At 68.3% G+C, this 24,646-nt stretch carries 39 protein-coding genes and 2 pseudogenes; 7 read left to right on the plus strand and 34 right to left on the minus strand.

Annotated elements, in window-relative coordinates:
* Positions 1-67: 67 nt before the first annotated feature.
* The 5 genes from truA to AC0L5F_RS07050 are packed head-to-tail and all read left to right on the plus strand — an operon-like array spanning position 68 to position 3,226.
* Positions 68-856 carry a tRNA pseudouridine(38-40) synthase TruA gene (truA, locus tag AC0L5F_RS07030; protein ID WP_473315908.1) on the plus strand — a complete coding sequence of 263 codons (789 nt, stop codon included), beginning with the start codon at positions 68-70 and terminating at the stop codon, positions 854-856.
* The gene (locus tag AC0L5F_RS07035; protein ID WP_473315909.1) at positions 853-1,359 is read left to right on the plus strand and encodes a GNAT family N-acetyltransferase; all 507 of its coding nucleotides are present in this window, start codon (positions 853-855) and stop codon (positions 1,357-1,359) included. Before truA ends, AC0L5F_RS07035 begins: the two co-directional genes overlap by 4 nt.
* Positions 1,356-1,820, plus strand: coding sequence for an NUDIX hydrolase (locus AC0L5F_RS07040; protein WP_473315910.1), 465 nt, complete (start codon positions 1,356-1,358; stop codon positions 1,818-1,820). The genes AC0L5F_RS07035 and AC0L5F_RS07040 overlap by 4 nt, the downstream gene beginning before the upstream one ends.
* A gap of 7 nt (positions 1,821-1,827) precedes the next feature.
* A complete protein-coding gene (locus tag AC0L5F_RS07045; protein WP_473315911.1) occupies positions 1,828-2,595 on the plus strand; it encodes an endo alpha-1,4 polygalactosaminidase in 768 nt (255 codons plus the stop codon).
* A 37-nt stretch (positions 2,596-2,632) separates the two neighbouring features.
* Positions 2,633-3,226 carry a class I SAM-dependent methyltransferase gene (locus AC0L5F_RS07050; RefSeq protein ID WP_473315912.1) on the plus strand — a complete coding sequence of 198 codons (594 nt, stop codon included), beginning with the start codon at positions 2,633-2,635 and terminating at the stop codon, positions 3,224-3,226.
* 60 nt (positions 3,227-3,286) lie between these two features.
* Here AC0L5F_RS07050 and rplQ read toward each other — a convergent pair whose 3' ends face one another.
* The 8 genes and pseudogenes from rplQ to AC0L5F_RS07090 all read right to left on the minus strand — a co-directional run bounded on the left by rplQ (position 3,287) and on the right by AC0L5F_RS07090 (position 7,576).
* Positions 3,287-3,877 (minus strand): 50S ribosomal protein L17, encoded by a 591-nt coding sequence (gene rplQ, locus AC0L5F_RS07055; RefSeq protein ID WP_473315913.1) that lies wholly within the window; start codon positions 3,875-3,877, stop codon positions 3,287-3,289.
* A gap of 47 nt (positions 3,878-3,924) precedes the next feature.
* The gene (locus tag AC0L5F_RS07060; protein WP_473315914.1) at positions 3,925-4,935 is read right to left on the minus strand and encodes a DNA-directed RNA polymerase subunit alpha; all 1,011 of its coding nucleotides are present in this window, start codon (positions 4,933-4,935) and stop codon (positions 3,925-3,927) included.
* Between the two features lie 75 nt (positions 4,936-5,010).
* On the minus strand, positions 5,011-5,619 hold the full coding sequence (gene rpsD / locus AC0L5F_RS07065) for a 30S ribosomal protein S4 (protein WP_473315915.1): 609 nt from the start codon (positions 5,617-5,619) through the stop codon (positions 5,011-5,013).
* A gap of 3 nt (positions 5,620-5,622) precedes the next feature.
* Positions 5,623-6,021, minus strand: coding sequence for a 30S ribosomal protein S11 (gene rpsK, locus AC0L5F_RS07070; protein ID WP_473315916.1), 399 nt, complete (start codon positions 6,019-6,021; stop codon positions 5,623-5,625).
* A 5-nt stretch (positions 6,022-6,026) separates the two neighbouring features.
* A complete protein-coding gene (gene rpsM, locus AC0L5F_RS07075) occupies positions 6,027-6,395 on the minus strand; it encodes a 30S ribosomal protein S13 (protein ID WP_473315917.1) in 369 nt (122 codons plus the stop codon).
* Between the two features lie 175 nt (positions 6,396-6,570).
* A complete protein-coding gene (gene rpmJ / locus AC0L5F_RS07080) occupies positions 6,571-6,687 on the minus strand; it encodes a 50S ribosomal protein L36 (protein ID WP_473315918.1) in 117 nt (38 codons plus the stop codon).
* 67 nt (positions 6,688-6,754) lie between these two features.
* Positions 6,755-6,977: pseudogene (gene infA / locus AC0L5F_RS07085) on the minus strand (translation initiation factor IF-1).
* A gap of 164 nt (positions 6,978-7,141) precedes the next feature.
* The gene (locus AC0L5F_RS07090; RefSeq protein WP_473315919.1) at positions 7,142-7,576 is read right to left on the minus strand and encodes an Lrp/AsnC family transcriptional regulator; all 435 of its coding nucleotides are present in this window, start codon (positions 7,574-7,576) and stop codon (positions 7,142-7,144) included.
* A 140-nt stretch (positions 7,577-7,716) separates the two neighbouring features.
* Here AC0L5F_RS07090 and ddaH point away from each other — a divergent pair, with 140 nt between their 5' ends.
* Together ddaH and AC0L5F_RS07100 are read left to right on the plus strand one after the other, a co-directional pair.
* Positions 7,717-8,574 (plus strand): dimethylargininase, encoded by an 858-nt coding sequence (gene ddaH, locus AC0L5F_RS07095; RefSeq protein WP_473315920.1) that lies wholly within the window; start codon positions 7,717-7,719, stop codon positions 8,572-8,574.
* A gap of 55 nt (positions 8,575-8,629) precedes the next feature.
* Entirely contained in the window at positions 8,630-10,492 is a 1,863-nt protein-coding gene (locus AC0L5F_RS07100) for a CHAP domain-containing protein (protein WP_473315921.1), read from the plus strand.
* A gap of 3 nt (positions 10,493-10,495) precedes the next feature.
* Here the strand turns inward: AC0L5F_RS07100 and AC0L5F_RS07105 are convergent, their stop codons facing one another.
* The 26 genes and pseudogenes from AC0L5F_RS07105 to AC0L5F_RS07230 all read right to left on the minus strand — a co-directional run bounded on the left by AC0L5F_RS07105 (position 10,496) and on the right by AC0L5F_RS07230 (position 24,615).
* On the minus strand, positions 10,496-10,837 hold the full coding sequence (locus AC0L5F_RS07105) for a hypothetical protein (protein WP_473315922.1): 342 nt from the start codon (positions 10,835-10,837) through the stop codon (positions 10,496-10,498).
* Complete coding sequence (gene map, locus AC0L5F_RS07110) at positions 10,834-11,673, minus strand: type I methionyl aminopeptidase (protein WP_473316163.1); 840 nt, start codon at positions 11,671-11,673, stop codon at positions 10,834-10,836. Before map ends, AC0L5F_RS07105 begins: the two co-directional genes overlap by 4 nt.
* Before the next feature lie 18 nt (positions 11,674-11,691).
* Positions 11,692-12,255, minus strand: a complete 564-nt coding sequence (locus AC0L5F_RS07115; protein WP_473315923.1) for an adenylate kinase — start codon at positions 12,253-12,255, stop codon at positions 11,692-11,694.
* The gene (gene secY / locus AC0L5F_RS07120) at positions 12,255-13,559 is read right to left on the minus strand and encodes a preprotein translocase subunit SecY (RefSeq protein ID WP_473315924.1); all 1,305 of its coding nucleotides are present in this window, start codon (positions 13,557-13,559) and stop codon (positions 12,255-12,257) included. The genes AC0L5F_RS07115 and secY overlap by 1 nt, the downstream gene beginning before the upstream one ends.
* Before the next feature lie 144 nt (positions 13,560-13,703).
* Complete coding sequence (gene rplO, locus AC0L5F_RS07125) at positions 13,704-14,144, minus strand: 50S ribosomal protein L15 (RefSeq protein ID WP_473315925.1); 441 nt, start codon at positions 14,142-14,144, stop codon at positions 13,704-13,706.
* Between the two features lies 1 nt (position 14,145).
* The gene (rpmD, locus tag AC0L5F_RS07130) at positions 14,146-14,328 is read right to left on the minus strand and encodes a 50S ribosomal protein L30 (RefSeq protein ID WP_473315926.1); all 183 of its coding nucleotides are present in this window, start codon (positions 14,326-14,328) and stop codon (positions 14,146-14,148) included.
* The gene (gene rpsE / locus AC0L5F_RS07135; RefSeq protein WP_473315927.1) at positions 14,325-14,963 is read right to left on the minus strand and encodes a 30S ribosomal protein S5; all 639 of its coding nucleotides are present in this window, start codon (positions 14,961-14,963) and stop codon (positions 14,325-14,327) included. The genes rpmD and rpsE overlap by 4 nt, the downstream gene beginning before the upstream one ends.
* A 34-nt stretch (positions 14,964-14,997) precedes the next feature.
* Positions 14,998-15,381: a 50S ribosomal protein L18 gene (gene rplR / locus AC0L5F_RS07140; RefSeq protein ID WP_473315928.1), complete on the minus strand. Its 384-nt coding sequence runs from the start codon at positions 15,379-15,381 to the stop codon at positions 14,998-15,000.
* A gap of 3 nt (positions 15,382-15,384) precedes the next feature.
* Entirely contained in the window at positions 15,385-15,927 is a 543-nt protein-coding gene (gene rplF / locus AC0L5F_RS07145; RefSeq protein ID WP_473315929.1) for a 50S ribosomal protein L6, read from the minus strand.
* A 9-nt stretch (positions 15,928-15,936) separates the two neighbouring features.
* Positions 15,937-16,344, minus strand: coding sequence for a 30S ribosomal protein S8 (gene rpsH / locus AC0L5F_RS07150; RefSeq protein ID WP_473315930.1), 408 nt, complete (start codon positions 16,342-16,344; stop codon positions 15,937-15,939).
* 67 nt (positions 16,345-16,411) lie between these two features.
* Positions 16,412-16,597, minus strand: a complete 186-nt coding sequence (locus AC0L5F_RS07155) for a type Z 30S ribosomal protein S14 (RefSeq protein ID WP_473315931.1) — start codon at positions 16,595-16,597, stop codon at positions 16,412-16,414.
* Between the two features lie 12 nt (positions 16,598-16,609).
* A complete protein-coding gene (rplE, locus tag AC0L5F_RS07160; RefSeq protein WP_473315932.1) occupies positions 16,610-17,173 on the minus strand; it encodes a 50S ribosomal protein L5 in 564 nt (187 codons plus the stop codon).
* A gap of 1 nt (position 17,174) precedes the next feature.
* Positions 17,175-17,540, minus strand: coding sequence for a 50S ribosomal protein L24 (rplX, locus tag AC0L5F_RS07165; RefSeq protein ID WP_473315933.1), 366 nt, complete (start codon positions 17,538-17,540; stop codon positions 17,175-17,177).
* A 1-nt stretch (position 17,541) separates the two neighbouring features.
* The gene (rplN, locus tag AC0L5F_RS07170; RefSeq protein ID WP_473315934.1) at positions 17,542-17,910 is read right to left on the minus strand and encodes a 50S ribosomal protein L14; all 369 of its coding nucleotides are present in this window, start codon (positions 17,908-17,910) and stop codon (positions 17,542-17,544) included.
* A gap of 7 nt (positions 17,911-17,917) precedes the next feature.
* Positions 17,918-18,187 carry a 30S ribosomal protein S17 gene (rpsQ, locus tag AC0L5F_RS07175; RefSeq protein ID WP_473316164.1) on the minus strand — a complete coding sequence of 90 codons (270 nt, stop codon included), beginning with the start codon at positions 18,185-18,187 and terminating at the stop codon, positions 17,918-17,920.
* A gap of 17 nt (positions 18,188-18,204) precedes the next feature.
* A pseudogene (rpmC, locus tag AC0L5F_RS07180) lies at positions 18,205-18,430 on the minus strand (50S ribosomal protein L29).
* Positions 18,430-18,852, minus strand: a complete 423-nt coding sequence (gene rplP, locus AC0L5F_RS07185; protein WP_473315935.1) for a 50S ribosomal protein L16 — start codon at positions 18,850-18,852, stop codon at positions 18,430-18,432. The pseudogene rpmC and the gene rplP overlap by 1 nt, the downstream one beginning before the upstream one ends.
* The gene (gene rpsC, locus AC0L5F_RS07190; RefSeq protein ID WP_473315936.1) at positions 18,852-19,694 is read right to left on the minus strand and encodes a 30S ribosomal protein S3; all 843 of its coding nucleotides are present in this window, start codon (positions 19,692-19,694) and stop codon (positions 18,852-18,854) included. Before rpsC ends, rplP begins: the two co-directional genes overlap by 1 nt.
* The gene (gene rplV / locus AC0L5F_RS07195) at positions 19,694-20,152 is read right to left on the minus strand and encodes a 50S ribosomal protein L22 (RefSeq protein ID WP_473315937.1); all 459 of its coding nucleotides are present in this window, start codon (positions 20,150-20,152) and stop codon (positions 19,694-19,696) included. Before rplV ends, rpsC begins: the two co-directional genes overlap by 1 nt.
* Positions 20,149-20,430 (minus strand): 30S ribosomal protein S19, encoded by a 282-nt coding sequence (gene rpsS / locus AC0L5F_RS07200; RefSeq protein ID WP_473315938.1) that lies wholly within the window; start codon positions 20,428-20,430, stop codon positions 20,149-20,151. Before rpsS ends, rplV begins: the two co-directional genes overlap by 4 nt.
* An 18-nt stretch (positions 20,431-20,448) precedes the next feature.
* A complete protein-coding gene (rplB, locus tag AC0L5F_RS07205) occupies positions 20,449-21,276 on the minus strand; it encodes a 50S ribosomal protein L2 (RefSeq protein ID WP_473315939.1) in 828 nt (275 codons plus the stop codon).
* 27 nt (positions 21,277-21,303) lie between these two features.
* Complete coding sequence (rplW, locus tag AC0L5F_RS07210) at positions 21,304-21,606, minus strand: 50S ribosomal protein L23 (RefSeq protein WP_473315940.1); 303 nt, start codon at positions 21,604-21,606, stop codon at positions 21,304-21,306.
* Positions 21,603-22,607, minus strand: coding sequence for a 50S ribosomal protein L4, sunset domain variant (rplD, locus tag AC0L5F_RS07215; RefSeq protein WP_473316165.1), 1,005 nt, complete (start codon positions 22,605-22,607; stop codon positions 21,603-21,605). Before rplD ends, rplW begins: the two co-directional genes overlap by 4 nt.
* On the minus strand, positions 22,604-23,311 hold the full coding sequence (gene rplC / locus AC0L5F_RS07220; RefSeq protein ID WP_473315941.1) for a 50S ribosomal protein L3: 708 nt from the start codon (positions 23,309-23,311) through the stop codon (positions 22,604-22,606). The genes rplD and rplC overlap by 4 nt, the downstream gene beginning before the upstream one ends.
* Positions 23,312-23,325: 14 nt before the next feature.
* Positions 23,326-23,634, minus strand: a complete 309-nt coding sequence (gene rpsJ / locus AC0L5F_RS07225) for a 30S ribosomal protein S10 (RefSeq protein WP_012923688.1) — start codon at positions 23,632-23,634, stop codon at positions 23,326-23,328.
* Between the two features lie 288 nt (positions 23,635-23,922).
* Positions 23,923-24,615, minus strand: coding sequence for a VOC family protein (locus AC0L5F_RS07230; protein WP_473315942.1), 693 nt, complete (start codon positions 24,613-24,615; stop codon positions 23,923-23,925).
* Between the last annotated feature and the right edge of the window lie 31 nt (positions 24,616-24,646).

Consider the following 24,646-nt stretch of genomic DNA (forward strand, 5'->3'; position numbering starts at 1 on the left):
ACGACCTTCCGGGGCCTGCTGGTAAACCTCGAGCCCCCCTGTCGATGGCCTGGGCTAGCGTGAGGCTGTGCGCCTCCGGATTGATCTCGCCTACGACGGCGGGGCGTTCCACGGGTGGGCGGCCCAGCCCGGACTCCGGACGGTGCAGGGAGAGGTCGAGCAGGCCGTCGCGACGGTGCTGCGCCTCGACCAGCCGGCTTCGCTGACCGTCGCCGGTCGCACCGACGCCGGCGTGCACGCGCGCGGCCAGGTGGCGCACGTCGACCTCGACGACGTCGATCCGGCGAAGCTCGAGCGACGTCTGCAGCGGGTGCTCCCCGACGACATCGCGATCTGGTCGGTCACGCCCGCTCCCCCGGGATTCGACGCCCGGTTCTCGGCCATCGAACGCCGGTACGTCTACCGGATCACCGACGGTGTGCCCGATCCGCTGCACCGCACCTCGGTCGTCACGACGACCAAGCGTCTCGACGTCGAGGCGATGAACGCCGCGGCCGAGCACCTGCTCGGCGAGCGCGACTTCGCCTCGTTCTGCAAGAAGCGCGACGGCGCCACCACCATCCGCACGCTGCTCGAGCTGTCCAGCATCCGCGCGGCGGGCCGCATCGAGACCACCGTCCGCGCCGACGCCTTCTGCCACTCGATGGTCCGAGCACTCATGGGAGCCCTCGTGGCCGTGGGTGAGGGTCGTCACGCCCCGGCGTGGGCCGGCGAGATCCTCGCTGGCGCGGTGCGCGACCCACGGGTGAAGGTCATGCCCGCGCACGGCCTGACGCTGGAGGAGGTCGTCTACCCCGCCGACCACCTGCTCGCAGCACGGGTCGAGGAGTCACGACGCCGGCGGGACGAGCCGTGAACCCCACCGTCACGCTGGTGCCGATCCCCCTCGACGTCCTGCGCCTGCTCGCCGACTGGGACCTCGCGGAAGCGGGGCGACGCATGGGGCTGGCGATGCCGCCGAGCGCCCTCGACCTGCAGTGGGTCTGGAACGCCTTCCACGTCCGCACCACGACGACACCGGAGCACGCCTTCTGGTTCACCCAGTACTTCGCGGTCCAGGACGGTCGGGTCGTGGGAGACGTGCGGATGCATGCCGCGCCGGACCGCGACGGCACGGTGACGATCGGCTACCAGGTGGACCCGGTCGAGCGGCGACGGGGCGTGGCCACCGCCGCGGCCGACGCCCTGGTGTCGATCGCACGGACACGGCCCGAGGTTCGCGTGGTCAAGGCGCAGGTGAGTCCGACCAACGGCGCGTCCCTCGCCGTGTGCGCTCGCCTCGGCTTCACCGACGTCGGCGAGGAACGTCACGCCATCACCGGCCAGATGATGCGCCGGCTCGAGCTGAGGATCCGATGACGGTGCACAGCTACGGCCTCCTCCCCTGGCGGCGCACCGACCATGGCATCGAGGTGCTGCTCGCCCACATGGGCGGTCCGTACTGGGCCCACAAGGACGCCCGCGCCTGGACCATTCCCAAGGGGCGGCCCGAGGGCGACGAGACGCCGCTGGAGACCGCGCGACGGGAGTTCACCGAGGAGCTCGGGCTGCCGGCACCCGACGACGGCTTCGTCGACCTCGGCGAGGTCACGCAGCGCAACGCCAAGATCGTCCATGCGTGGGCGGTCGAGCACGACCTCGATCCCGACACGATCGTCCCGGGCACGTTCACGATGATGTGGCCGCCGCGATCAGGGCAGCGGCAGCAGTTCCCCGAGATCGACCAGGTCCGCTGGATGACTCCCGCGGAGGCGGAGACACTGATCGTCGCCGTGCAGTCAACGTTCATCGACCGCCTCTCGGACCTGCAGGACCGATGATGACGTCGTGATCGGATTCCTCAGCTGGCTGCTGCTGACCATCGGCTCGGCCGCCGTCGTGGCGCCACCGGCGGCCGGGATCGCCGACTACCAGCTGGGCGGCGCCTACCCACCAGCGTCCGACGTCGCGATCGTCACCCGCGACAGCACCGACGCAGCCGATCCCGACCGGTACTCGATCTGCTACGTGAACGCGTTCCAGACCCAGCCGGGCACTCTCGCCTGGTGGACCCGGCACCATCCCCGTCTGCTCCTGCGCGACGACCACGGGCGGACCGTGAGCGATCCGGGCTGGCCGGACGAGGTGCTGCTGGACCTGCGGACCGCCGCCCGTCAGGCCGAGCTCGCGGACGTCGTCGACCGGTGGTTCGCCGACTGCGCCGCTGCGGGGTACCAGGCCGTCGAGCCCGACAACCTGGACTCGTGGACGCGCTCACGCGGACTGATGGATCGCGGCCGGGCCACTCGGTTCGCCCACACCATGGTCGACCTGGCGCACCGACGCGGGCTGGCCATCGCCCAGAAGAACACGCCGGAGCTGGCCGGCGAGGTCCCGTTCGACTTCGCCGTCGCGGAGGAGTGCGAGCAGTATCGCGAGTGCGACGCCTACACCGACGTCTACGGAGCCCGGGTGATCGAGATCGAGTACACCGACAACCCGCGCTCGGCCTTCACCCGCGCCTGTGCCGCTCGTTCCGGTCGAGCGTCGATCCTGCTCCGTGACCGCGACGTGGTCCCGGCCGACGGCGACGGATACGTCCACGAGCACTGCTGACGGCCGTGCCGCACCACGCCTGAGGGACACTGGTCGGGTGGCCGACCACTACTTCGACCCGCAGCCCGGCGTCCCCGAGGCGCGACGCGAGCTCACCGCGACCATCTGGGGACGCGAGCACGCCTTCACCACCGCGGCAGGGGTGTTCTCGCACGACGGACTCGACCACGCGACCGCCCTGCTGCTCGCCGAGTCCGACCCGCCCGCAACCGGGAGGCTGCTGGACCTGGGGTGTGGCTGGGGACCCATCGCCTGCGCGGTCGCCGCAGCATCTCCCGGCGTCGAGGTGTGGGCGGTCGACGTCAACGAGCGCGCACTCACCCTGACAGCCGAGAACGCTGCGCGACTGCGCGTGGACGTGCAGGCGGCGCTCCCCGACGACGTGCCCGAGGCGGTCAGGTTCGACACGATCTGGTCCAACCCGCCGATCAGGATCGGCAAGCAGGCGCTGCACGAGCTGCTCCTGCGCTGGCTCCCCCGTCTGACGCCCGAGGGCACCGCCCGACTCGTGGTGGGCAAGAACCTCGGTGCCGACTCCTTGCAGCGCTGGCTCACGGACCGGGGCTGGCCGACCGAGCGCGTCGCCAGCGCCCGCGGGTTCCGGGTGCTGGAGGTCCACCGCGCCTCGTGATGACGGCACGAAGCCCCCGACCACGATGGTCAGGGGCTTCGGGCTCGAACGTGCGGGGACTTACTTGTCGTCAGCCTCGGCGGCCGGCGACTCGGTCTCCAGGGTCTCCTCGGCCGGAGCCTCGGTGACGACGTCGTCGTCAGCGGCCGGGACCTCGACGGTCTCGACGGCCTCGGGCGCGTCAGCCTCAGGCGCGTCGGCCTCAGGCGCGTCGTCGACGACCGGCTCGACCGGCTTCTCGGCCTTCTCGGTCTTCGCAGCCTTCTTCGGCGTCTGGTTCTGCGCCTCGAAGTCCTTGGCCTCGACGATCTCGATCACGGCCATGGGAGCGTTGTCACCCTTGCGAGCCGCGATCTTGGTGATGCGGGTGTATCCACCGGGGCGGGTGGCCATGGCCGGCCCGATCTCGGTGAACAGCGTGTGCAGGATGCTCTTGTCGCGGATCACCTTGACGACCTGGCGGCGGTTGGCCACCGTGTCGGTCTTGGCCTTGGTGATCAGCTGCTCCGCGTACGGGCGCAGGCGGCGGGCCTTGGCCTCGGTCGTCGTGATCTTGCCGTGCTCGAACAGGTTCTGCGCGAGGTTGGCCAGGATCAGACGCTGGTGGGAGGGGCTACCGCCGAGGCGAGCTCCCTTGGTGGGGGTGGGCATGTCGTGTCTCCAGAATCGAATCGGTGAGCCGAGAGCGGCTCAGTGCCTCAGTACTGCTCGTCCTCGGCAAAGCTGGCGTCGTCGTCGTACTCGGTGACGACGGCGGAGGGATCGAACCCGGCGGGGCTGTCCTTGAGTCCGAGGCCCATCTCGGCCAGCTTGGCCTTGACCTCGTCGATCGACTTCGACCCGAAGTTGCGGATGTCCAGCAGATCCTGCTCCGAGCGCGTGATGAGCTCGCCCACGGTGTGGACGCCCTCGCGCTTGAGGCAGTTGTAGGAACGAACCGTGAAGTTCAGGTCCTCGATCGGCAGGGCGAGGTCCGCAGCGAGCTGCTCGTCGACCGGCGACGGGCCGATGTCGATGCCCTCGGCCTCGACGTTGAGCTCGCGCGCCAGGCCGAACAGCTCGACCAGCGTGGAGCCGGCCGACGCGATGGCGTCGCGCGGCAGCATCGACTTCTTGGTCTCGACGTCGACCACGAGGCGGTCGAAGTCGGTGCGCTGCTCGACACGGGTGGCCTCGACCTTGTAGGTGACCTTGAGCACGGGGCTGTAGATCGAGTCGACCGGCATGCGGCCGATCTCTTCGTCACCGGTCTTGTTCTGCACGGCCGAGACGTAGCCGCGGCCACGCTCGACGACGAGCTCGATCTCGAGCGTGCCCTTGTCGTTGAGCGTCGCGACGTGCAGCTCGGGGTTGTGCACCTCGACACCAGCGGGCGGGGTGATGTCGGCAGCCGTGGCGGCGCCGGCACCCTCCTTGCGCAGGTACATCACGACGGGCTCGTCGATGGTCGAGGAGACCACGAGCTCCTTGAGGTTCAAGATGATCTCGGTGACGTCCTCGGTGACTCCGGGGATGGTCGAGAACTCGTGCAGGACACCGTCGACCTTGATCGAGGTGATGGCCGCACCCGGGATCGACGACAGCAGCGTGCGCCGCATCGAGTTGCCGAGGGTGTAGCCGAATCCGGGCTCCAGGGGCTCGATGACGAACCGCGAACGGAACTCGTCGACAACCTCTTCGGACAGGACGGGGCGCTGGGCGATCAGCATGTGTTCTTCCTTTCCGGACCAACCACTATTTGAGGGCCCGGGTCATGGTGCTGCGTGAATGATGGTGCGGGCGGATCAGATCTTGGAGTAGAACTCCACGATCAGCTGCTCCTGGATCGGAACGGTGATCTGCTCGCGGACGGGCTGGCTGTGCACGAGGATGCGACCGCGCTCGGGCGAGACGTCCATCCAGCCGGGCACCGAGTCCTGGTCGTGGGTCTCACGCGCCACGATGAACGGCGTGGTCTCCAGCGACTTGGGCTTGACGTCTATGATGTCGTGCTTGCTGACCTGGAACGACGGGATGTTCGTCTTGACGCCGTTGACCAGGAAGTGTCCGTGGGACACCAGCTGGCGGGCGTGACGACGCGTGCGGGCCAGGCCCGAGCGGTACACCACGTTGTCCAGGCGGCTCTCGAGCGCGATCAGCAGGTTGTCACCGGTCTTGCCGGGACGACGCGAGGCGTGCTCGTAGTACTTGCGGAACTGCTTCTCTAGGACGCCGTAGGTGTAGCGCGCCTTCTGCTTCTCGTGCAGCTGGGTGCGGTACTCCGACTCCTTGATCCGGACACGGCCGTGCTGTCCGGGAGGGTAGGGACGCTTCTCGAAGGCAGCGTCGCCGCCGACGAGGTCGACGCCGAGGCGGCGCGACTTCTTGGTGAGGGGTCCGGTGTAACGAGCCATGGGTCAGAGCCTCCGGTGCTTCGGGGGGCGGCAGCCGTTGTGCGGGCTGGGGGTGACGTCAGAGATGGTGCCGACCTCGAGGCCGACGCCGCTCAGCGAACGGATCGCCGTCTCGCGGCCCGAACCGGGGCCCTTGACGAAGACGTCGACCTTCTTCATGCCGTGGTCCATGGCCTGACGGCCGGCGGCCTCGGCAGCCATGCCGGCGGCGTACGGGGTCGACTTGCGCGAACCCTTGAAGCCGACGGTGCCACCCGACGCCCAGGCGATGACCGCGCCGGACGGATCGGTGATGGTGACGTGCGTGTTGTTGAACGTGCTCTTGATGTGGGCTTCGCCCTGAACGACGTTCTTCTTCTCCTTGCGGCGCACCTTCTTGGCGCCAGCGCTCTTCGGAGGCATCTAGATCACTTCTTCTTTCCGGAGACGGTGCGCTTGGGGCCCTTGCGGGTGCGCGCGTTGGTCTTGGTGCGCTGACCGCGGACGGGCAGGTGGGCCCGGTGACGGCGACCCTGGTAGCTGCCGATCTCCATCTTGCGGCGAATGTCTGCCGTGACCTCGCGACGCAGGTCGCCCTCGGTCTGGTAGTTCGCCTCGATGTGATCACGCAGCGCGACGAGGTCGGTGTCGTCGAGCTCGTGGACGCGCTTGTCCGGGCTGATGCCGGTGGCGGCGAGGGTCTGGAGGGCGCGGGTGCGACCGATCCCGAAAACATAGGTGAGAGCGATCTCAACGCGCTTGTCGCGCGGGAGGTCGACTCCAACGAGGCGTGCCATGGAGGCAGTTCCTTCCGTTCGGCGAGGTGTGGCACCTGAGGCATCCCGACTGCCTCCCGGATCGTCTGCGATCCGGAGTCGGGCCCCGGCCTACGCTCCGGGGGTGACCCGCACCGAGTGCTGCTGGTGCGGGAGCGATCAGATGTTCAGTGGTGCTGGGTGAAGAGGCTCTGCGTCAGCCCTGACGCTGCTTGTGCCGCGGGTTGCTGTTGCAGATCACCATGACGCGGCCGTGGCGACGAATCACCTTGCAGTTGTCACAGATCTTCTTCACGCTCGGGTTGACCTTCATGTACGAAGCTCTCTTTGTGATGAACGCGTGGATGGTGCTGTATGGAATTGTCCGCTCGCAAGCTCACTCACTTGTAGCGATACACGATGCGACCGCGGCTGAGGTCGTACGGCGAGAGCTTCGACCACGACCCGGTCCTCGGGGAGGATCCGGATGTAGTGCTGACGCATCTTGCCGCTGATGTGAGCGAGCACCTTGTGCCCGTTCTGCAGCTCGACGCGGAACATCGCGTTGGGCAGTGCCTCGACTACGGCACCTTCCATCTCGATGACGCCTTCTTTTTTCGCCATGACCTCTTCTTCGGTTGCTTCGCTGGTGCGGTGACTCGGCACACGCCTGACCCGCTTCGATGACGAAGCCCGTGGAGCAGGAGAATGTGGACCGAATCGGCCGACTCATCATTCTAGGCAAACGCCCCGCCATACTCAAATCGTGGCCGGCCTCGCGATGCAGCTCACGGGCGGTCGATGAGCCGGCTCAGCACGATGGCGGTGTTGGTGTGGTCGACGTTGGCCACCTCGACGCGCACCCGCTCCAGCGCCTGCTCGAGGTCGCGGACGTCGCGGGCCACGATGCGCAAGATGGCGTCGGCCTGACCCGAGACCGTGGCGGCCGCGTGCACCTCGGGCACGCGCTGGAACGCCGCCTTGAGCTCGGCCGGGGAGATGGTGCCCTGGCAGTGCACCTCCACGTAGGCCTCCGTGGTCCACCCCATCGCGTCCGGATCGAGCACGGCGGTGAACCCGCTGATCACACCGTCGGAGACGAGTCGGTCCACCCGCCGCTTGACCGCGGGAGCCGACAGCCCCACCTGGTCGCCGATGGCGGCGTAGCTGGCGCGGCCGTCCTCGAGCAACGTGGTGATGATTCGGCGATCGATGTCGTCCATGGCCTCATCGTCGCAAGAATTCGCCGCCAGGTGTCGATCTGCGCAAGAAATCGATGATGGAGTGGCGGTTTCGGCTTCGTGAAATGACGCCTGACCGGCCTACCATCGACTACAGGCCCCAGACCTGCCAGGAGGCACCCTTGACCGTTCTCGACACCCGCGTCCGCACCGCCGGCACCCGCTCGGCCCGCACCCGCCACTACGCCATGTGCGCCCCGGACCACTTCACCGTCGAGTACGCGATCAATCCGTGGATGGACACCTCGGTCCCCGTCAACCGCGCCAGGGCCACGTCGCAGTGGGACGTGCTTCGCCAGACGTACCTGAGCCTGGGCCACCGCGTCGACCTCGTGCCGCCGATGCCGGGTCAGCCCGACATGGTGTTCGCCGCGAACGGCGGCCTGGTCGTGGGCGACCGCGCCTACGGGGCACGGTTCACCTTCGCCGAGCGCGCCGCCGAGGCCGCCGGATTCGCGGACTTCCTGCGGTCCGAGGGTGTCGCGGTGACGGATCCGTCGTTCACCAACGAGGGCGAGGGCGACTTCCTGGCGCTCGGCTCGATGATCCTGGCCGGCACGGGCTTTCGCACCAGCCTCGACGCCCACATCGAGGCGGCGGCCGTGCTCGACCGCCCGGTGGTCTCGCTCGAGCTGGTCGATCCGCGCTTCTACCACCTCGACACCGCCCTCGCCGTCCTCGACGACGGCAACGGCGACGCTGCGGCCGACATCGCCTACTTCCCCGGCGCCTTCAGCCGGCACAGCCGCCGCACCCTGCGCGACCTGTTCCCCGACGCCACGATCGTCAGCGAGGCCGACGCCCTCGTGCTCGGGCTCAACGCGGTCAGCGACGGGCTGCACGTGGTGCTCCCGGCAGCGGCTCGCGACTTCGCCGGCCAGCTGCAGGCCCGCGGCTACGTGCCGGTGCCGGTCGATCTCTCGGAGTTCCTCAAGTCCGGCGGCAGCGTCAAGTGCTGCACCATGGAGCGTCACCGCTGACGAACCATTCGTCACTTTTGCCTCACAAACCACTCCGTTCACGTAACCTGATCGGATGCGTCGCTCTCGAGCGCTCCTTCTCGCGCTGCTCCTCGCCGCCCTGCTGACACCGGTCACCAGGGCCGATGCGGCGTACTCGGTGATCTGCACCGGCTACTCGTCCTGCCAGTCCAAGGGCTACAGCAACTACGGCTACTCGGCGAAGCAGGGCACGAGCTACTGGGCGATGTACACCGGCACGAACTGCACGAACTACGCCGCCTACCGCCTGATCACGACGAACAAGATGTCGACCAAGCGCCCGCAGCCCGGCGTCGGCAACGCACGCGACTGGGGCGTCGCCATGGCATCGGTCACCGACGCACGGCCCGCCGTCGGGTCCATCGCCTGGTGGGGGCGTCCGAGCGGCAAGAACCACGTCGCCTACGTGGAGAAGGTCGTGTCGAGCTCGGAGGTGTGGGTCTCGGAGTCGAACTGGTCCGGCGCCTTCGACTGGCGCAAGATCACCAAGAGCGGCTCGGGCTGGCCTGACGGCTTCATCCACTTCAAGGACCCCCAGAGCGCGGTGACCAGCACGAAGGCTCCGGCGATCGTCGGCAGCACCGCCACGGTCGACACCGCGATCACCTCGACGGCGGGCACGTGGTCCCCGACCACGGCCAAGATCAGCTATCAGTGGAACGCCGACGGCAAGCCCGTCACGGGCGCCACGGCCGCGTCGTTCACGCCCCCGTCCAACCTGGTCGGGACCGCACTGACGCTCTCGGTCACCGCGACCCAGACCGGGCTGAAGTCATCCACCCTGACCACCGCACCCGTACCGGTCCAGCCCGGCACCCTGGCGCCGGGCGCCCCGCCTCAGCTGTCCGGCAGCGGCCGGGTCGACGAACCGTTGACCGCTGTGGCGGCACGCTGGCTGCCCGACGCCAGCACCACCAGCTACCAGTGGAACGTCGACGGCCAGCCCGTCGCCTCCGCCACGTCGTCGACCTTCTCCCCCGCCGCAGCGCACGTGGGCAAGTCGGTGACCGTGACCACCACGGGCGCCCGCCCCGGGTACGCGCCGCGCTCGGTGACCAGCGCGAAGATCACGGTGACGCGCAACGCCTTGACGGCCCGCACCGCCCCGTCCATCGCCTCGACGGCAGCCGTCGGCGCACCGCTGACCGTCCAGCCCGGCACCTGGTCGGCGACCCCGACCTTCGCGTACCAGTGGTTGCTCGACGGCCAGCCGATCCCCGGCGCCGTCTCGTCCACCTACACCCCCACGCGCTACGACCGCGGATCCACGCTCCGGGTGAAGGTCACCGCGACCCGACCGGGATACTCCTCGGCGACCGCTCTGACCGCTCCCAGCGGGGAGGTGGGATCAGGCCGGATCGTCGTCAGCCGCAAGCCGACACTGACCGGGACGCCGCTGGTGGGTTCGACCCTGACCGCCACGACGGGCTCGATCAGCGCACCGTCCGTCGTCACCACGACGGTCCGCTGGTATCGCGACGGCACGATCATCCCGGGTGCGTCGTCGCTGAAGCGCAAGCTCACCACGGACGACCTGAAGCGACGCATCACGGTCAAGGTCATCCGCTCGGCGGCCGGGTACACCACGTCGACCTCCGCCACGACCGTCGTGGGTCCGGTCAAGGTGCGGTCGTCGCTCACCTCGACCGTCCTTCGACGCAGTCGCGGCACGATCACCTTCGCCCTCGCCGTGAAGGCCACCGGGGTCACGGCTCCCGGCGGCACCGTGACGATCAGCTACGGCGACGGCCGGACCACGACCGCGAAGATCCGTTCGGGACGCGCCACCGTGACGCTCACCGGGATCAAGGCCGGCACCAGGACGTACCGCATGTCCTACGGCGGCACGTCGTCGGTCGCGAAGACCTCGCAGACCTCCCGCCACTGGACGCCCTGACTCTCAGGCCGGTGAGTCGACGACGACCTTCCAGACGCCGTCGACCTGCTCCATCTCGAAGTCGCTGTCGCCGGACGTGAAGGTGACGTGCACGACCGCCGACGTGCCGGTCTTCGTCCTGAGCTCGATCGCGTCCGCGTCCAGGCCCCCGACCAGCTGCTGCAGTCCGTCCACCGTGGCGCAGTCCAGCTCGGACGGCGTGACGCTGAGGGTCCGTACCGCCTCGCAGTCGCCGTCGGCTGCTGCTTCGAGAAAGGCCCGCATGCCGTCCTCGGGCGTGGCCGCCGACGACCCGCCGCACGCGGCGACGACGGCCGCGACCAGAGCCACCAGCAGCAGTCTCACGACGGACCGCCGTACGGAACACCCAACTCGGCCAGGCGGGCACGCCCACCGTCCTCCGCGGTGAGCACCCACGCGCCGGTCTCGGTGAGGGTGAAGGTGTGCTCCACGTGGGCCGCACGGCGACCATCCGCGGTGACCATCGTCCAGCCGTCCGCGAGGGTGCGATTGCGCGACGTGCCCAGGCAAACCATCGGTTCGACCGCCAGCACCAGACCCGGCACGAGCCGTGCGGTGCGGCGCCCGGCGGCCACGTTGGGCACCCACGGCGGCTGGTGCATCTGGGTGCCGATCCCGTGCCCGGTAAGACCTTCGGCGATGCCGTAGGAGCCGGCCGCCAGCACCGCGGACTCGATCGCACTGCTGATGTCGCCGATCCGACCGCCCAGGCGAGCCGCGGCGATTCCCGCCCACAGGGCCGACTCGGTGACGTCGATCAGCTCGGTGTCCTCCGGCGAGGGCGTGCCGATGCTGAACGAGATGGCCGCGTCGCCGTGCCAACCGTCGACGACCGCACCGCAGTCGATCGAGACCAGGTCGCCGTCGCGCAGCACCCGGTCCCCCGGGACGCCGTGCACGACCTCGTCGTTGACCGAGGTGCAGATGACGCCGCGAAAGCCCCCCTGGCCGGCCGCGTCGGCTCCGTAGTCCAAGAAGTTCGAGGTCGCCCCGTGTGCGGCGAGAGACTCGCGGGCGATCCGGTCCAGCTCGCGTGTCGAGACGCCGACTGCCGCGTGCTCATGCACCGCCTGCAACGTGGCCGCGACCACCAGGCCGGCGCGGCGCATGACCGCGATCTGGTCGGGTGTCTTCAGCTCGATGCGCTCGCGGAACACGATGCTGCCGGCGACCGCAGGTCAGCCGGGCAGGGCGTCGGCGATGCGGGCTGACACCTCGGCGACCTCGCCGACACCGTCGACCTGCATCAGCAGGCCGCGCTGGCCGTACACGTCCAGCAACGGCGCGGTCTCGGCGGTGTAGACCTCCTGGCGGTGCCGGATGACGTCCTCGGTGTCGTCGGCACGACCGCTGGTCTCCGCGCGCTTGAGCAGGCGCTGGATCAGCTCCTCGGGATCCACGACCAGCTCGACGACACCGTCGAGTCGGGTGCCGAGATCGGCCAGGATCTGGTCGAGCGTGGAGACCTGGTCGAGGGTGCGCGGGTAGCCGTCCAGGATGAAGGCGTCGCGCGCATCGTCCTGGGCCAGCCGGTCGCGCACCATGGCGTTGGTGACCTCGTCGGGCACGTACTCGCCGGCGTCCATGTAGCGCTGTGCCTCGACGCCCAGCTCGGTCTGGTCCTTCACGTTGGCGCGGAAGATGTCGCCCGTGGAGATGTGCGCACCGCCGACCCGCTCCGCGAGCGAGACGGCCTGGGTGCCCTTGCCCGCGCCCGGCGGGCCCATGATCAGCAGTCTCATCAGCGCAGGAATCCTTCGTAGTTGCGCTGCTGCAGCTGGCTCTCGATCTGCTTGACGGTGTCGAGGCCGACGCCGACGATGATCAGCAGCGTGGTGCCACCGAACGGGAAGTTCTGGTTGGCGTTGAGCAACGCCACCGCGATCATCGGGATGAGCGCGATGAAGCCGAGGTAGAGCGCGCCGGGAGCGGTGATGCGGCTCAGCACGTACGCCAGGTAGTCCTGGGTGGGCCGGCCCGCCCGGATGCCCGGGATGAAGCCGCCGTACTTGCGCATGTTGTCGGCGACCTCCTCGGGGTTGAAGGTGATCGACACGTAGAAGTACGTGAAGAACACGATCAGCGCGAAGAAGGTGAGCATGTAGTACGGGTGGTCACCGCGCACGAAGTGGTCGTTGATGAACGGCGTGTAGAACGCGTCCGGATTGAACTGCGCCAGCAGCGCCGGCAGGTACAGCAGGCTCGACGCGAAGATGACCGGGATGATGCCGGCCTGGTTGACCTTGAGCGGGATGTAGGTGGTGGAGCCGCCGAACATGCGACGCCCCACCATGCGCTTGGCGTACTGCACCGGGATGCGGCGCTGCGCCTGCTCGATGAAGATGACGCCGGCGATGACCACCAGGCCGACGGCCACGACCATCAAGAAGGTGGCCCAGCCCTTCTGCTCGCGGATCAGCCACAGCGAGCCGGGGAAGGTGGCGACGACCTGCGTGAAGATCAGGATCGACATGCCGTTGCCGATGCCGCGATCGGTGATCAGCTCGCCCAGCCACATGATGACGGCGGTGCCGGCGACCATCGTGATGATGATCAGCAGGAACGACGGGATGCTGCTGGGGTTGTACAGGAGGTCGAGGTTGCACGAGCCGCCGAACAGGTTGCCGCTGCGTGCCAGCGCGACGATGCCGGTGGCCTGCAGGACCGCCAGGCCCAGCGTCAGGTAGCGGGTGTACTGCGTGATCTTGGTCTGGCCCGCCTGGCCCTCCTTCTTGAGCGCCTCGAGTCGTGGGATGACCACGACGAGCAGCTGCAAGATGATGCTGGCGGTGATGTAGGGCATGATGCCCAGCGCGAACACGGTCAGCTGCAGCAGGGCGCCGCCGGAGAACACGTTGATCAGCGAGAACAGGCTGCTGTTGTCGCCCGACGTCGCCTGGGTGAGGCACTGACGCACGTTGCCGAAGTCGATGCCCGGCGCGGGAGTGGACGACCCGATGCGGAACAGGACGATGACGCCCAGCACGAACAGCAGTTTCCTGCGCAGGTCAGGTGTCCTGAACGCTTGCGCGAAGGCGGTGAGCACCGGGGTTCCTCCCGAAGATGGGGCGAGATGTCTGCTGGCGGTACGGGGTGTCGACGGGTGAACCCGCCGAAGTGACTCTAACAGCCGCGCAGAACGGCGGGCTCCTCGAAACGAGGACCCCGCCGCTGCGTCAGTGCTGCTGGCTCACAGCTCGGTGACCGAGCCGCCAGCCGCTTCGATCTTGGTGCGAGCCGAGTCCGAGAACTTGTCGGCCGTGACCTGGACCTTGACCGAGATGTCTCCCTGGCCGAGGACCTTGACGGGCTGGCCCTTGCGGACCGCCCCGTGGGCCACGAGGGCGTCGACGTCGATGTCGCCGCCCTTCGGGAACAGCGACTCGATGCGGTCGAGGTTCACGACCTGGTACTCGACGCGGAACGGGTTCTTGAACCCCTTCAGCTTCGGCAGGCGCATGTGGATGGGCGTCTGGCCACCCTCGAAGCCCGCGGGCACCTGGTAACGAGCCTTGGTGCCCTTGGTGCCACGACCGGCGGTCTTGCCCTTGGAGCCCTCACCGCGACCCACACGGGTCTTGGCGGTCTTGGCTCCCGGGGCGGGACGCAGATGGTGCAGCTTGAGTGTCATGTCAGTCAACCTCCGTGACGTCCACGAGGTGCGGGATGGCCTCGACCATGCCGCGGATCTCGGGACGATCTTCCTTGACGACGACGTCGCCGATGCGCTTGAGACCCAGCGAGCGCAGGGTGTCACGCTGGTTCTGCTTGCGACCGATCCCGGAACGGGTCTGGGTCACCTGGAGCTTCGTCATCGCGATGCCCCCGCTCCGGCGGTGTCCAGCTCGGCGGCAGCCTCGGCCTTGGCGTCGGCGATGCCCTGGGCGCCGGCCTTGAGCAGAGCCGCCGGGGCGACCTCCTCGACGGTCAGGCCACGACGCTGCGCCACCATCTCGGGCGACTCCAGCATGCGGAGCGCCTCGACCGTGGCGTGGACGATGTTGATCGCGTTCGACGAGCCGAGCGACTTGCTCAGCACGTCGTGGATGCCAGCGGCCTCCAGCACGGCGCGCACCGGACCACCGGCGATGACGCCGGTACCGGGCGAGGCCGGGCGCAGGAACACGACGCCGGCGGCCTTCTCACCCTGCACGGGGTGCGGGATGGTGCCCTGGATGCGGGGAACGCGGAAGAAGGACTTCTTCGCCTCCTCGACACCCTTGGAGATGGCCGTGGGAACTTCCTTGGCCTTGCCGTAGCCGATGCCGACCTGTCCGTCGCCGTCACCGACGATCACCAGGGCGGTGAAGCTGAAGCGACGGCCACCCTTGACGACCTTGGCGACACGGTTGATCGTGACGACCTTCTCGATGTAGTTCGACTTCTCGGCGCCGCGGTCGTTTCCACGTCCGCGTCCGCCGCCGCCTCCGCGGCGCTGCTGCCCGCTCATGCGGCACTCCTTTGGTTAATGGTCTTGGTCATCATCAGAACTCCAGTCCACCCTCGCGAGCACCGTCGGCGACGGCTGCGACGCGACCGGCGTACTTGTTGCCCGCACGGTCGAACACGACGGTGGCGATGCCGGCGGCCTTGGCGCGGTCGGCCACGAGCTCGCCGACCTTCTTGGCCTTGGCGGTCTTGTCGCCGGCGTCGCTGCGCAGGTCGGCCTCCATGGTCGACGCCGAGACCAGCGTGCGGCCCTCGAGATCGTCGACCACCTGGGCGACCATGTGCTTGCTGGACCGCGTCACCACGAGACGGGGACGCTCAGCCGAGCCCTGGATCTTCTTGCGACCACGGATCTGGCGACGCGCACGCGACGCGGTACGACCCTTGGTGCTCTTGTTGTGCCTGATCGAGATAGCCATGGGCTACTTACCAGCCTTTCCGACCTTGCGACGGACGTGCTCGCCGGCGTAGCGCACGCCCTTGCCCTTGTAGGGCTCGGGCTTGCGGATCTTGCGGATGTTGGCGGCAACCTCACCGACGGCCTGCTTGTCGATGCCGATGACCGAGAACTTGGTGGGCGACTCGACCGCGAACGTGACGCCTTCGGGCGCCTCGACCGGGACCGGGTGGCTGAAGCCGAGAGCGAACTCCAGGGCCGTGGGGCCCTTGGCGGCGACGCGGTAGCCGACGCCGACGATCTCGAGCTTCTTCTCATAGCCCTCGGTGACACCGATGACCATGTTGTTGATGAGGGTGCGCGACAGGCCGTGCAGCGCCTTGCTCTTGCGCTCGTCGTTGGGACGCTCGACCGCCAGTGCGCCGTCCTCGTCCTTGCGGACGGTGATCGGCTCGGCGACGGTCAGCGCCAGCTCACCCTTGGGGCCCTTGACGCGAACGTCCTGGCCCTCGATGGTGACCTCGACGCCCGCGGGCACCGTGACGGGGTACTTGCCAATGCGTGACATCAGATCCTCCTACCAGACGTAGGCGAGGACTTCCCCACCCACGCCCTTCTGGTTGGCCTGACGGTCCGTGAGCAGACCCTGGCTGGTCGAGATGATGGCGACGCCGAGCCCGCCGAGCACCTTGGGCAGCGCGGTCGACTTCGCGTAGACGCGAAGACCCGGCTTGCTGATGCGGCGGATGCCGGCGATGGAGCGCTCGCGGTGCGGGCCGTACTTGAGGGTGATGGTCAGCGTCTTGCTGACCTCGCCCTCGGCCGGCTCGGCCACGGCGATCTCGGTGATGTAGCCCTCCTGCTTGAGGATCTCGGCGACGCCGGCCTTGAGCTTGGAGTACGGCATCGACACCGAGTCGTGGTACGCCTGGTTGCCGTTGCGGACACGCGTGAGCATGTCTGCGATCGGATCGGTCATGGTCATTGCTGTGATTCCATTCCTGTCGTGGTTTCCGGGAGCCGGACCTTCGACGGTTGTGATGAAGTGGTGGTCACCAAGAGCTCTTGGTCACGCCGGGCAGCTCTCCGCGGTGCGCCATCTCGCGCAGGCAGATGCGGCACAGGCCGAACTTGCGGTACACGGACTGCGAGCGACCGCACCGCTGGCAGCGCGTGTACCCACGCACTGCGAACTTGGGCTTGCGGGCCGCCTTGATCTTCAGACCAGTCTTCGCCATGTCGGATCTCCCTTACTTCTCGGCGTAGGGGAAGCCGAGCAGCTTGAGCAGCGCGCGTCCCTCGTCGTCGGAGGTGGCCGTGGTGACCACCGTGATGTCCATGCCGCGCGAGCGGTCGATCTTGTCCTGGTCGATCTCGTGGAACATGACCTGCTCGGTCAGACCGAACGTGTAGTTGCCACGTCCGTCGAACTGCTTGGGCGACAGACCACGGAAGTCGCGGATGCGAGGCAGCGCGAGCGTCAGCAGACGGTCGAGGAACTCCCACATGCGATCGCCACGCAGCGTGACGTGGGTGCCGATCGGCATGCCCTCACGCAGCTTGAACTGGGCGATGGACTTGCGAGCCTTGGTGACCTGCGGCTTCTGGCCGGTGATCGCGGTGAGGTCGCGGATGGCGCCCTCGATCAGCTTGCCGTCGCGAGCTGCCTCGCCGACGCCCATGTTGACGACGATCTTGGTCAGGCCGGGAACCTGCATGATGTTCCCGTAGCCGAACTGCTCGTGCAGAGCCGGGAGGATCTCCTCGCGGTACTTGGCCTTCAGACGCGGGATGTCTGTAGCGGTGTCAGCCATGTCAGATCTCCTTTCCGGTGCTCTTGGCGACGCGGACGCTGCGCTTCGCGGCGTAGGTGCTGCCGTCGGGCCGCGACTTGGTGACGTCGTCGCGGCGGAAGGACACCCGGGTGGGCTCCTTGCCGGCCAGCAGCATGACGTTCGAGATGTGGATGGGCGCCTCACTGGTGATGATGCCGCCGGTGCCGGCGCCGCCGGCCTGGGCCGACTTGGTGTGACGCTGGACGCGGTTGACGCCCTCGACCACGACCCGGCCGGCGTCGGCGAAGACGTCGAGGACCGCTCCGGTCACTCCCTTGTCCTTGCCGGCGATGACCTTGACCTGGTCGCCCTTCTTGATGCTGACAGATGCTGCCTTGCGGGCCATGTCAGAGCACCTCCGGTGCGAGAGAAATGATGCGCATGAACTTCTTGTCGCGCAGTTCGCGGCCCACGGGACCGAAGATGCGCGTTCCGCGCGGGTCTCCGTCGGCCTTGAGGATCACGGCTGCGTTCTCGTCGAACTTGATGTACGAGCCATCGGGACGACGGCGCTCCTTGACGGTGCGCACGATGACAGCCTTGACGACCTCCCCCTTCTTGACGTTGCCGCCGGGGATGGCGTCCTTGACGGTGGCGACGATCGTGTCGCCGATGCCGGCGTAGCGCCGACCGGAGCCGCCGAGCACCCGGATGCAGAGGATCTCCTTCGCACCGGTGTTGTCGGCGACCTTGAGTCGCGACTCCTGCTGGATCATCGGTCTCCTACTTCGCCTTCTCGAGGATCTGCACGACGCGCCACCGCTTGGTGGCCGACAGCGGACGCGTCTCCATGATCAGGACACGGTCGCCGACACCGGCGTCGTTGGCCTCGTCGTGGGCCTTGAGCTTGATGTTGCGTCGCAGCACCTTGCCGTAGAGCGCGTGCTTGAAGCGCTCCTCGACGTTGACCACGACGGTCTTCTGCATCTTGTCGCTGACGACAAGGCCCTCGCGGACCTTGCGCGCGCTGCGCTCGGTTGCGCCTTCGGTCACGTTCTCGTCCTTCGTGCTCATGCGTCGGCCCCCTCGATGATGCCGAGCTTCGCGCTCGCGCATCACGGTGTAGATGCGGGCGATGTCCTTGCGGACCGCGCGCAGTCGCGCGGTGTTGTCGAGCTGCCCGGTGGCGTTCTGGAAGCGCAGGTTGAACAGCTCTTCCTTGGCCTCGCGCAGCTTCTCCTCCAGGGAGGTCGCGTCGACGGCGCGCAGCTCTGCGGCGGTGGTGTGTGCAGCCATCAGAAGCCCCCTTCGGTCTCGCGGCTGATGAAGCGAGCCTTCATCGGCAGCTTGTGGATCGCGCGGCGCATGGCCTCGCGAGCGACGTCCTCGTCCACGCCCGAGAGCTCGAACATGACGCGGCCCGGCTTGACGTTGGCGACCCACCACTCCGGCGAGCCCTTGCCCGAACCCATGCGGGTCTCGGCGGGCTTCTTGGTGAGGGGGCGGTCCGGGTAGATGTTGATCCAGACCTTGCCGCCACGCTTGATGTGACGCGTCATGGCGATACGAGCGGACTCGATCTGACGGTTGGTGACGTACGCAGGCGTGAGCGCCTGGATGCCGTACTCGCCGAACGCCAGCTGCGTGCCGCCCTTGGCCGCGCCGCGGCGCGTGGGGTGGTGCTGCTTGCGGTACTTGACCCTACGAGGCATCAGCATCAGCTCTGCCCTCCTTCGGGAGCGGCGGCCGCGGCCACGGGGGCTGCGGCGTTCTCGGTGGCGGGCGCTGCTGACTCGGCGGGAGCCGACTCGGCAGCATCACGGGCGGGACGCTCGGGACGACGCGCGGCGCCGTCACGGCCGCCACGGGCGGGGCGACGGTTGCTGCCGGGGGCAGCAGCGCGCTTGGCGGCCTCGGCCTCGCGCTCAGCGCGGGTGCCGGCGACCTCGCCCTTGTAGATCCAGACCTTGACGCCGATGCGACCGAAGGTCGTCTTGGCCTCGTAGAAGCCGTAGTCGACGTCGGCACGGAGCGTGTGCAGGGGCACACGGCCCTCGCGGTAGAACTCCGAACGGCTCATCTCGGCGCCACCGAGGCGGCCCGAGCACTGGATCCGGATGCCCTGGGCACCCGAACGCATGGTGGTCTGCATCGCCTTGCGCATGGCGCGACGGAACTGCACGCGACCGGAGAGCTGCTCGGCGACGCCCTGGGCGACCAGCTGCGCATCCATCTCGGGGTTCTTGACCTCGAGGATGTTCAGCTGCACCTGCTTGCCGGTGAGCTTCTCGAGGTCGCCGCGGATGCGGTCGGCCTCGGCGCCGCGGCGGCCGATGACGATGCCCGGACGCGCGGTGTGGATGTCGACGCGGACCCGGTCACGGGTGCGCTCGATCTCCACGCGGCTGATGCCGGCGCGATCCATGCCCTTGGTGAGCATGCGACGGATCTTGACGTCCTCGCCCACGTAGCTGGAGTAGAGCTTGTCGGCGTACCAACGGCTCTTGTGGTCGGTGGAGATGCCGAGTCGGAACCCGTGCGGGTTGATCTTCTGTCCCACTATCGGGCCCCGCCCTTCTTCTTGGTGTTCTTGCTGGCTGCGGCGAGTCGCTTGCCCTCGACGACGTCGGCCGGCTGGACGACCACCGTGAGGTGGCTGGTGCGCTTGAGGATGCGGTTGGCCGCACCCTTGGCGCGCGGGCGCCAGCGCTTCATGGTCGGACCCTCGTCCACGTGGACGGTGGTGACGACCAGGCTGCCGCGGTCGAGGTCCTCGGTGGACTCGGCGTTGGCGGCGGCGCTGTCGACCAGCTTGTAGAACTGCTCGGACGCGGCCTGCGGTGCGAACTGCAGGATCGCCAGCGCGGTGTCGACCGACTCGCCACGGATGAGGTCACCGACACGGCGGGCCTTCTGCGGCGTGATGCGCACGAAGCGCGCGACGGCGAAGGCGCCGGGCTCCTCGCCCAGCAGGCGCTCGCGGCGGGCGCTGATGTTCTCGCGGGTGGCTGCACTCATCGACGCTTCGCCTTCCGGTCGTCCTTCTCGTGGCCCTTGAACGTCTTGGTGGGCGCGAACTCGCCGAGCTTGTGCCCGACCATCGAGTCGGTGATGAAGACCGGGACGTGCTTGCGGCCGTCGTGCACGGCGATCGTGTGTCCGATGAAGGACGGCAGGATCATCGAGCGACGCGACCAGGTCTTGATCACGGTGTGGGTGCCGGCGTCGTTCTGGACGTCGACCTTCTTCTCGAGGTGCCCGTCAACGAACGGGCCCTTCTTCAAACTGCGAGGCATGTGTTTACCAATCCCTTATCAGCGGCCGGACTTGCGGCGGCGGACGATCATCTGGTCGCTGGCCTTGCGCTTGCGCGTGCGGCCTTCCGGCTTGCCCCACGGGGAGACGGGGTGACGTCCACCGGACGTCTTGCCCTCACCACCGCCGTGCGGGTGGTCGACCGGGTTCATGGCCACGCCACGCACGGTCGGGCGCTTGCCCTTCCAGCGGTTGCGACCGGCCTTGCCCCAGTTGATGTTGGACTGCTCGGCGTTGCCGACCTCGCCGATGCTGGCGCGGCAGCGAACGTCGACGTAGCGCATCTCGCCGGACGGCAGTCGCAGCTGTGCGCGCGAGCCCTCCTTGGCGACGAGCTGCACACGAGCGCCGGCGGAACGGCCCATCTTGGCGCCGCCACCGGGACGCAGCTCCACGGCGTGCACGACGGTGCCGACCGGGATGTTGCGCAGGGGCAGGTTGTTGCCGATCTTGATGTCCGACCCGACGCCGGCCTCGACAGCCTGGCCCTGACGGATGCCGTCGGGCGCGAGGATGTAGCGCTTCTCGCCGTCTGCGTAGTGCAGCAGCGCGATGCGAGCGGTGCGGTTGGGGTCGTACTCGATGTGCGCGACCTTGGCCGGCACGCCGTCCTTGTCGTAGCGACGGAAGTCGATGATCCGGTACGCGCGCTTGTGTCCACCGCCCTGGTGACGGGTGGTGATGCGTCCCTGGTTGTTGCGGCCACCCTTCTTGGGCAACGGCTCGACCAACGACTTCTCCGGCGTGGTCCGGGTGATCTCGGCGAAGTCCGCCACGCTCGAGCCGCGACGGCCCGGGGTGGTCGGCTTGTACTTGCGAATAGCCATGTCTGCTCAGTCCTCAACTAGTCCGTGTCAGCTCGGGCTCGAGAAGATGTCGATGCTCTGCCCGGGAGCGACGCTGACGATGGCGCGCTTGACGTCCTTGCGCTTGCCCGTGCCGGTGCGCGTACGCCGCGTCTTGCCCTTGCGGGTGAGCGTGTTCACCGAGGTGACCTTGACGCTGAAGATCTTCTCGACCGCGATCTTGATCTCGGTCTTGTTGGCGTCGGGGTGCACGACGAACGTGTACTTGTTGTCCTCGAGCAGGCCGTAGCTCTTCTCGCTGACCACGGGGGCGATCAGCACGTCGCGGTGGTCCTTGTGGATCGTGCTCACTTGTCTCCTCCAGCCTGCGTGAAGCCAGCGGCCTCAGCGGTCTCGGCACTGTCGAACCAGACCTCGGCGACCGTGGCGTCGTACCACTGGCCGTCGGGCAGGTGGTACTTCATCGAGTCCTCGTTGCCCTTGACGTCGAAGCCCTTGGGAGCGTTGCCGCTCTTGAGCGGCGCCTTGGACCCCGGGCCATACGGCTGGGTCTTGGTCGCGCCCTCGACGGCCGGTGCGGCCTCGTCGGCGGGAGCGTCGACGACCGCGGCGGGCTTCTCGGCTGCCGTCTTGGCCGGCGCCTTCTTGGCCGGCGCCTTCTTGGCGGGTGCCTTCTTGGCGGCCGGCTTGGCGTCCGCGGCCGAGACCTCGGTGGCAGCCTTGCTCAGCTTGACCGTGTCGACTCCCTCGGCCGAACGCGCGGCGACGAAGGCGTCGAACGCGGCCTGGGTGAAGATCACGTCGTCGCTGCGCAGCACGTCGTAGGTGTTGAGCTGGTCGAAGGTCAGCGTCTCGATGCCGGCTGCGTTGCGCAGGCTCAGCGTCGTGGCGGTGTCCTCGAACGTGACGACGACCAGCGCGCGGGGGCGCGGCGTCAGCTCGCGGATGGCAGCGATCGCGGCCTTGGTCGACGGCGCGTCGCCACCGACCAGCGAGTCGACCACGTGCAGGCGACCCGAACGCACCCGGTCCGAGAGGGCACCGCGCAGGGCTGCGGCCTTCATCTTCTTGGGGGTGCGCTGGTCGTAGGAGCGCGGCACGGGGCCGTGGACGATGCCACCGCCGTTGTACTGCGGTGCGCGGATCGAGCCCTGGCGGGCGCGACCGGTGCCCTTCTGGCGGTACGGCTTCTTGCCACCGCCGGACACCTCGCCGCGCGACTTGACGCTGTGCGTGCCCTGGCGGGCTGCGGCCAGCTGGGCCACGACGACCTGGTGGATCAACGGGATGTTGGTCTGGGCGTCGAAGATGTCGACCGGCAGGTCGACGTCAACGGTCTTCGTCATCGTCAGGCCCCCTTCATGGCGGCGTTCGAGCTCGGCTTCTTGGCCGAGGTGCGGATGACGACGAGGGCGCCCTTGGGCCCGGGCACGGCGCCCTTGACCAGGATCACGCCCTTCTCGACGTCGACGGCGTGGATCGTGAGGTTCTGCGTGGTGACCGTGTCGGTTCCCATGTGGCCGGCCATGCGCAGACCCTTGAAGACGCGACCCGGGGTGGCGCAGCCACCGATGGAGCCGGGCTTGCGGTGGTTGCGGTGCGCGCCGTGCGAGGCGCCCACACCGTGGAAGCCGTGACGCTTCATGACACCGGCGAAGCCCTTGCCCTTGCTGGTGGCCGTGACGTCGATGACGTCACCGGCGGCGAAGATCTCCGGGGAGATCTCCTGGCCCAGCGTGTAGTCGGCGATCTGCTCGGTGCGGATCTCGACCATGTGGCGGCGCGGCGTGACGCCGGCCTTGGCGAAGTGGCCCGAAGCGGGCTTGTTGACCTTGCGTCCGTCGATCTCGCCGAAGCCGATCTGGACGGCGGAGTAGCCGTCGGTCTCCTGCGTGCGGATCTGGGTGACGACGTTGGTGTCGGCGGCGATGACCGTGACGGGCACGACGAGGTTCTCGTCGTTCCAGACCTGGGTCATGCCGAGCTTGCGACCGAGGAGGCCGCGCGCGGTGACAGTGCTGGAAGATCCGCCAGAGGCGGGTGAACTGCTGCTCATGGTGGCGTCCTTCCTCAGAGCTTGATCTCGATGTCGACGCCCGCCGGAAGGTCGAGTCGCATGAGCGAGTCGACGGTCTTCGGCGTGGGGTCGATGATGTCGATGAGCCGCTTGTGGGTGCGCATCTCGAAGTGCTCGCGGCTGTCCTTGTACTTGTGGGGCGAACGGATCACACAGAACACGTTCTTCTCGGTGGGCAACGGCACCGGGCCCGCGACCTTGGCGCCCGTACGGGTCACCGTGTCGACGATCTTGCGCGCCGAGGAGTCGATGACTTCGTGGTCGTAGGCCTTGAGCCGGATACGGATCTTCTGTCCCGCCATGCTCTGATGTCCTTTTCTTCGCTTGCGTGAGGTCGTACCGGTGGAATCCGGGCCGATCATGGCTCCGGGCCTCCGAATCCCGAGGTCGGGCGTGTCGGAGCGCGGAACACGCGCGTGCGTCACACTTTTCTCGAGTTGGGTGGTTGGACCCGCTGAACGGATCGAGCCCGGTCTCAGGTTCGGCGCCACATGATGGCCAGGCGTGAGTCCTGACCGCAACGCCCCCGCGACCGCGCCGGAGCAACCTGAATATTCTGTCAGACGATCAGGGGGAACACCAAATCGGCCTCAGGCGTGCGTGCGGGTCTGCCACGTCGTGAGGCACACCTGGTTGCCCTGGGGGTCCTGCAGCACCCAGAACTTCGGGGCCTCGGCGTCGCTGACGAGGGTGCCACCGGCCGCGAGCGCCGCGTCGATGCGTGGCTGCACCACCTCCGGCGGCACGCGCAGGTCCAGGTGCCAGCGCTGCGGCACGCGGTCGGCAGGGGGCACGCCCCGGAAGCCGTCCTCGTCGTCGACTCGCTGGAACCACAGCGTGGGAACCTGCCCCACCGGATCGACGAGGTCGTCTGGCCACTGCCCCGCCTCCATGCCGAGGACGGCCGACCAGAACGGCCGGATCGCCTCGATGTCGTCGGTGTCGAGCGCCAGCTCGAGCACGGCGACGCTGTCGGTGTCGGCGGTGACCCCGGCCGATGCAGCGATCTCGGAGATGGCTCGCGCGAGCTCGATGTCACGCGAGGTGATGCCACCGACGTCGTGCGACGAGAGCCTGACCGTGACGGTGGGGTACGTCAGCTCCAGGTCGGGGTGGTGGTTGGCGGCCCCGGCTGCCTCCGCCGTGCGCCGCACCAGCTCCAGCCCGGTCATGAAGTCGCCGGTGCGGAAGCGCGCCATGAGCCGGCCCAGCAGGGGGCGCCAGTCGGCGAGCTCGGCCGCCTCGATGGCGGGGCCGTCCAGGACGGCCTTCGGATCGCTCATGGTGCTCCTCGGGTTACTGGTGCGTGGGCGG

This window comes from Aeromicrobium sp. 10G20-16, from assembly GCF_055809665.1.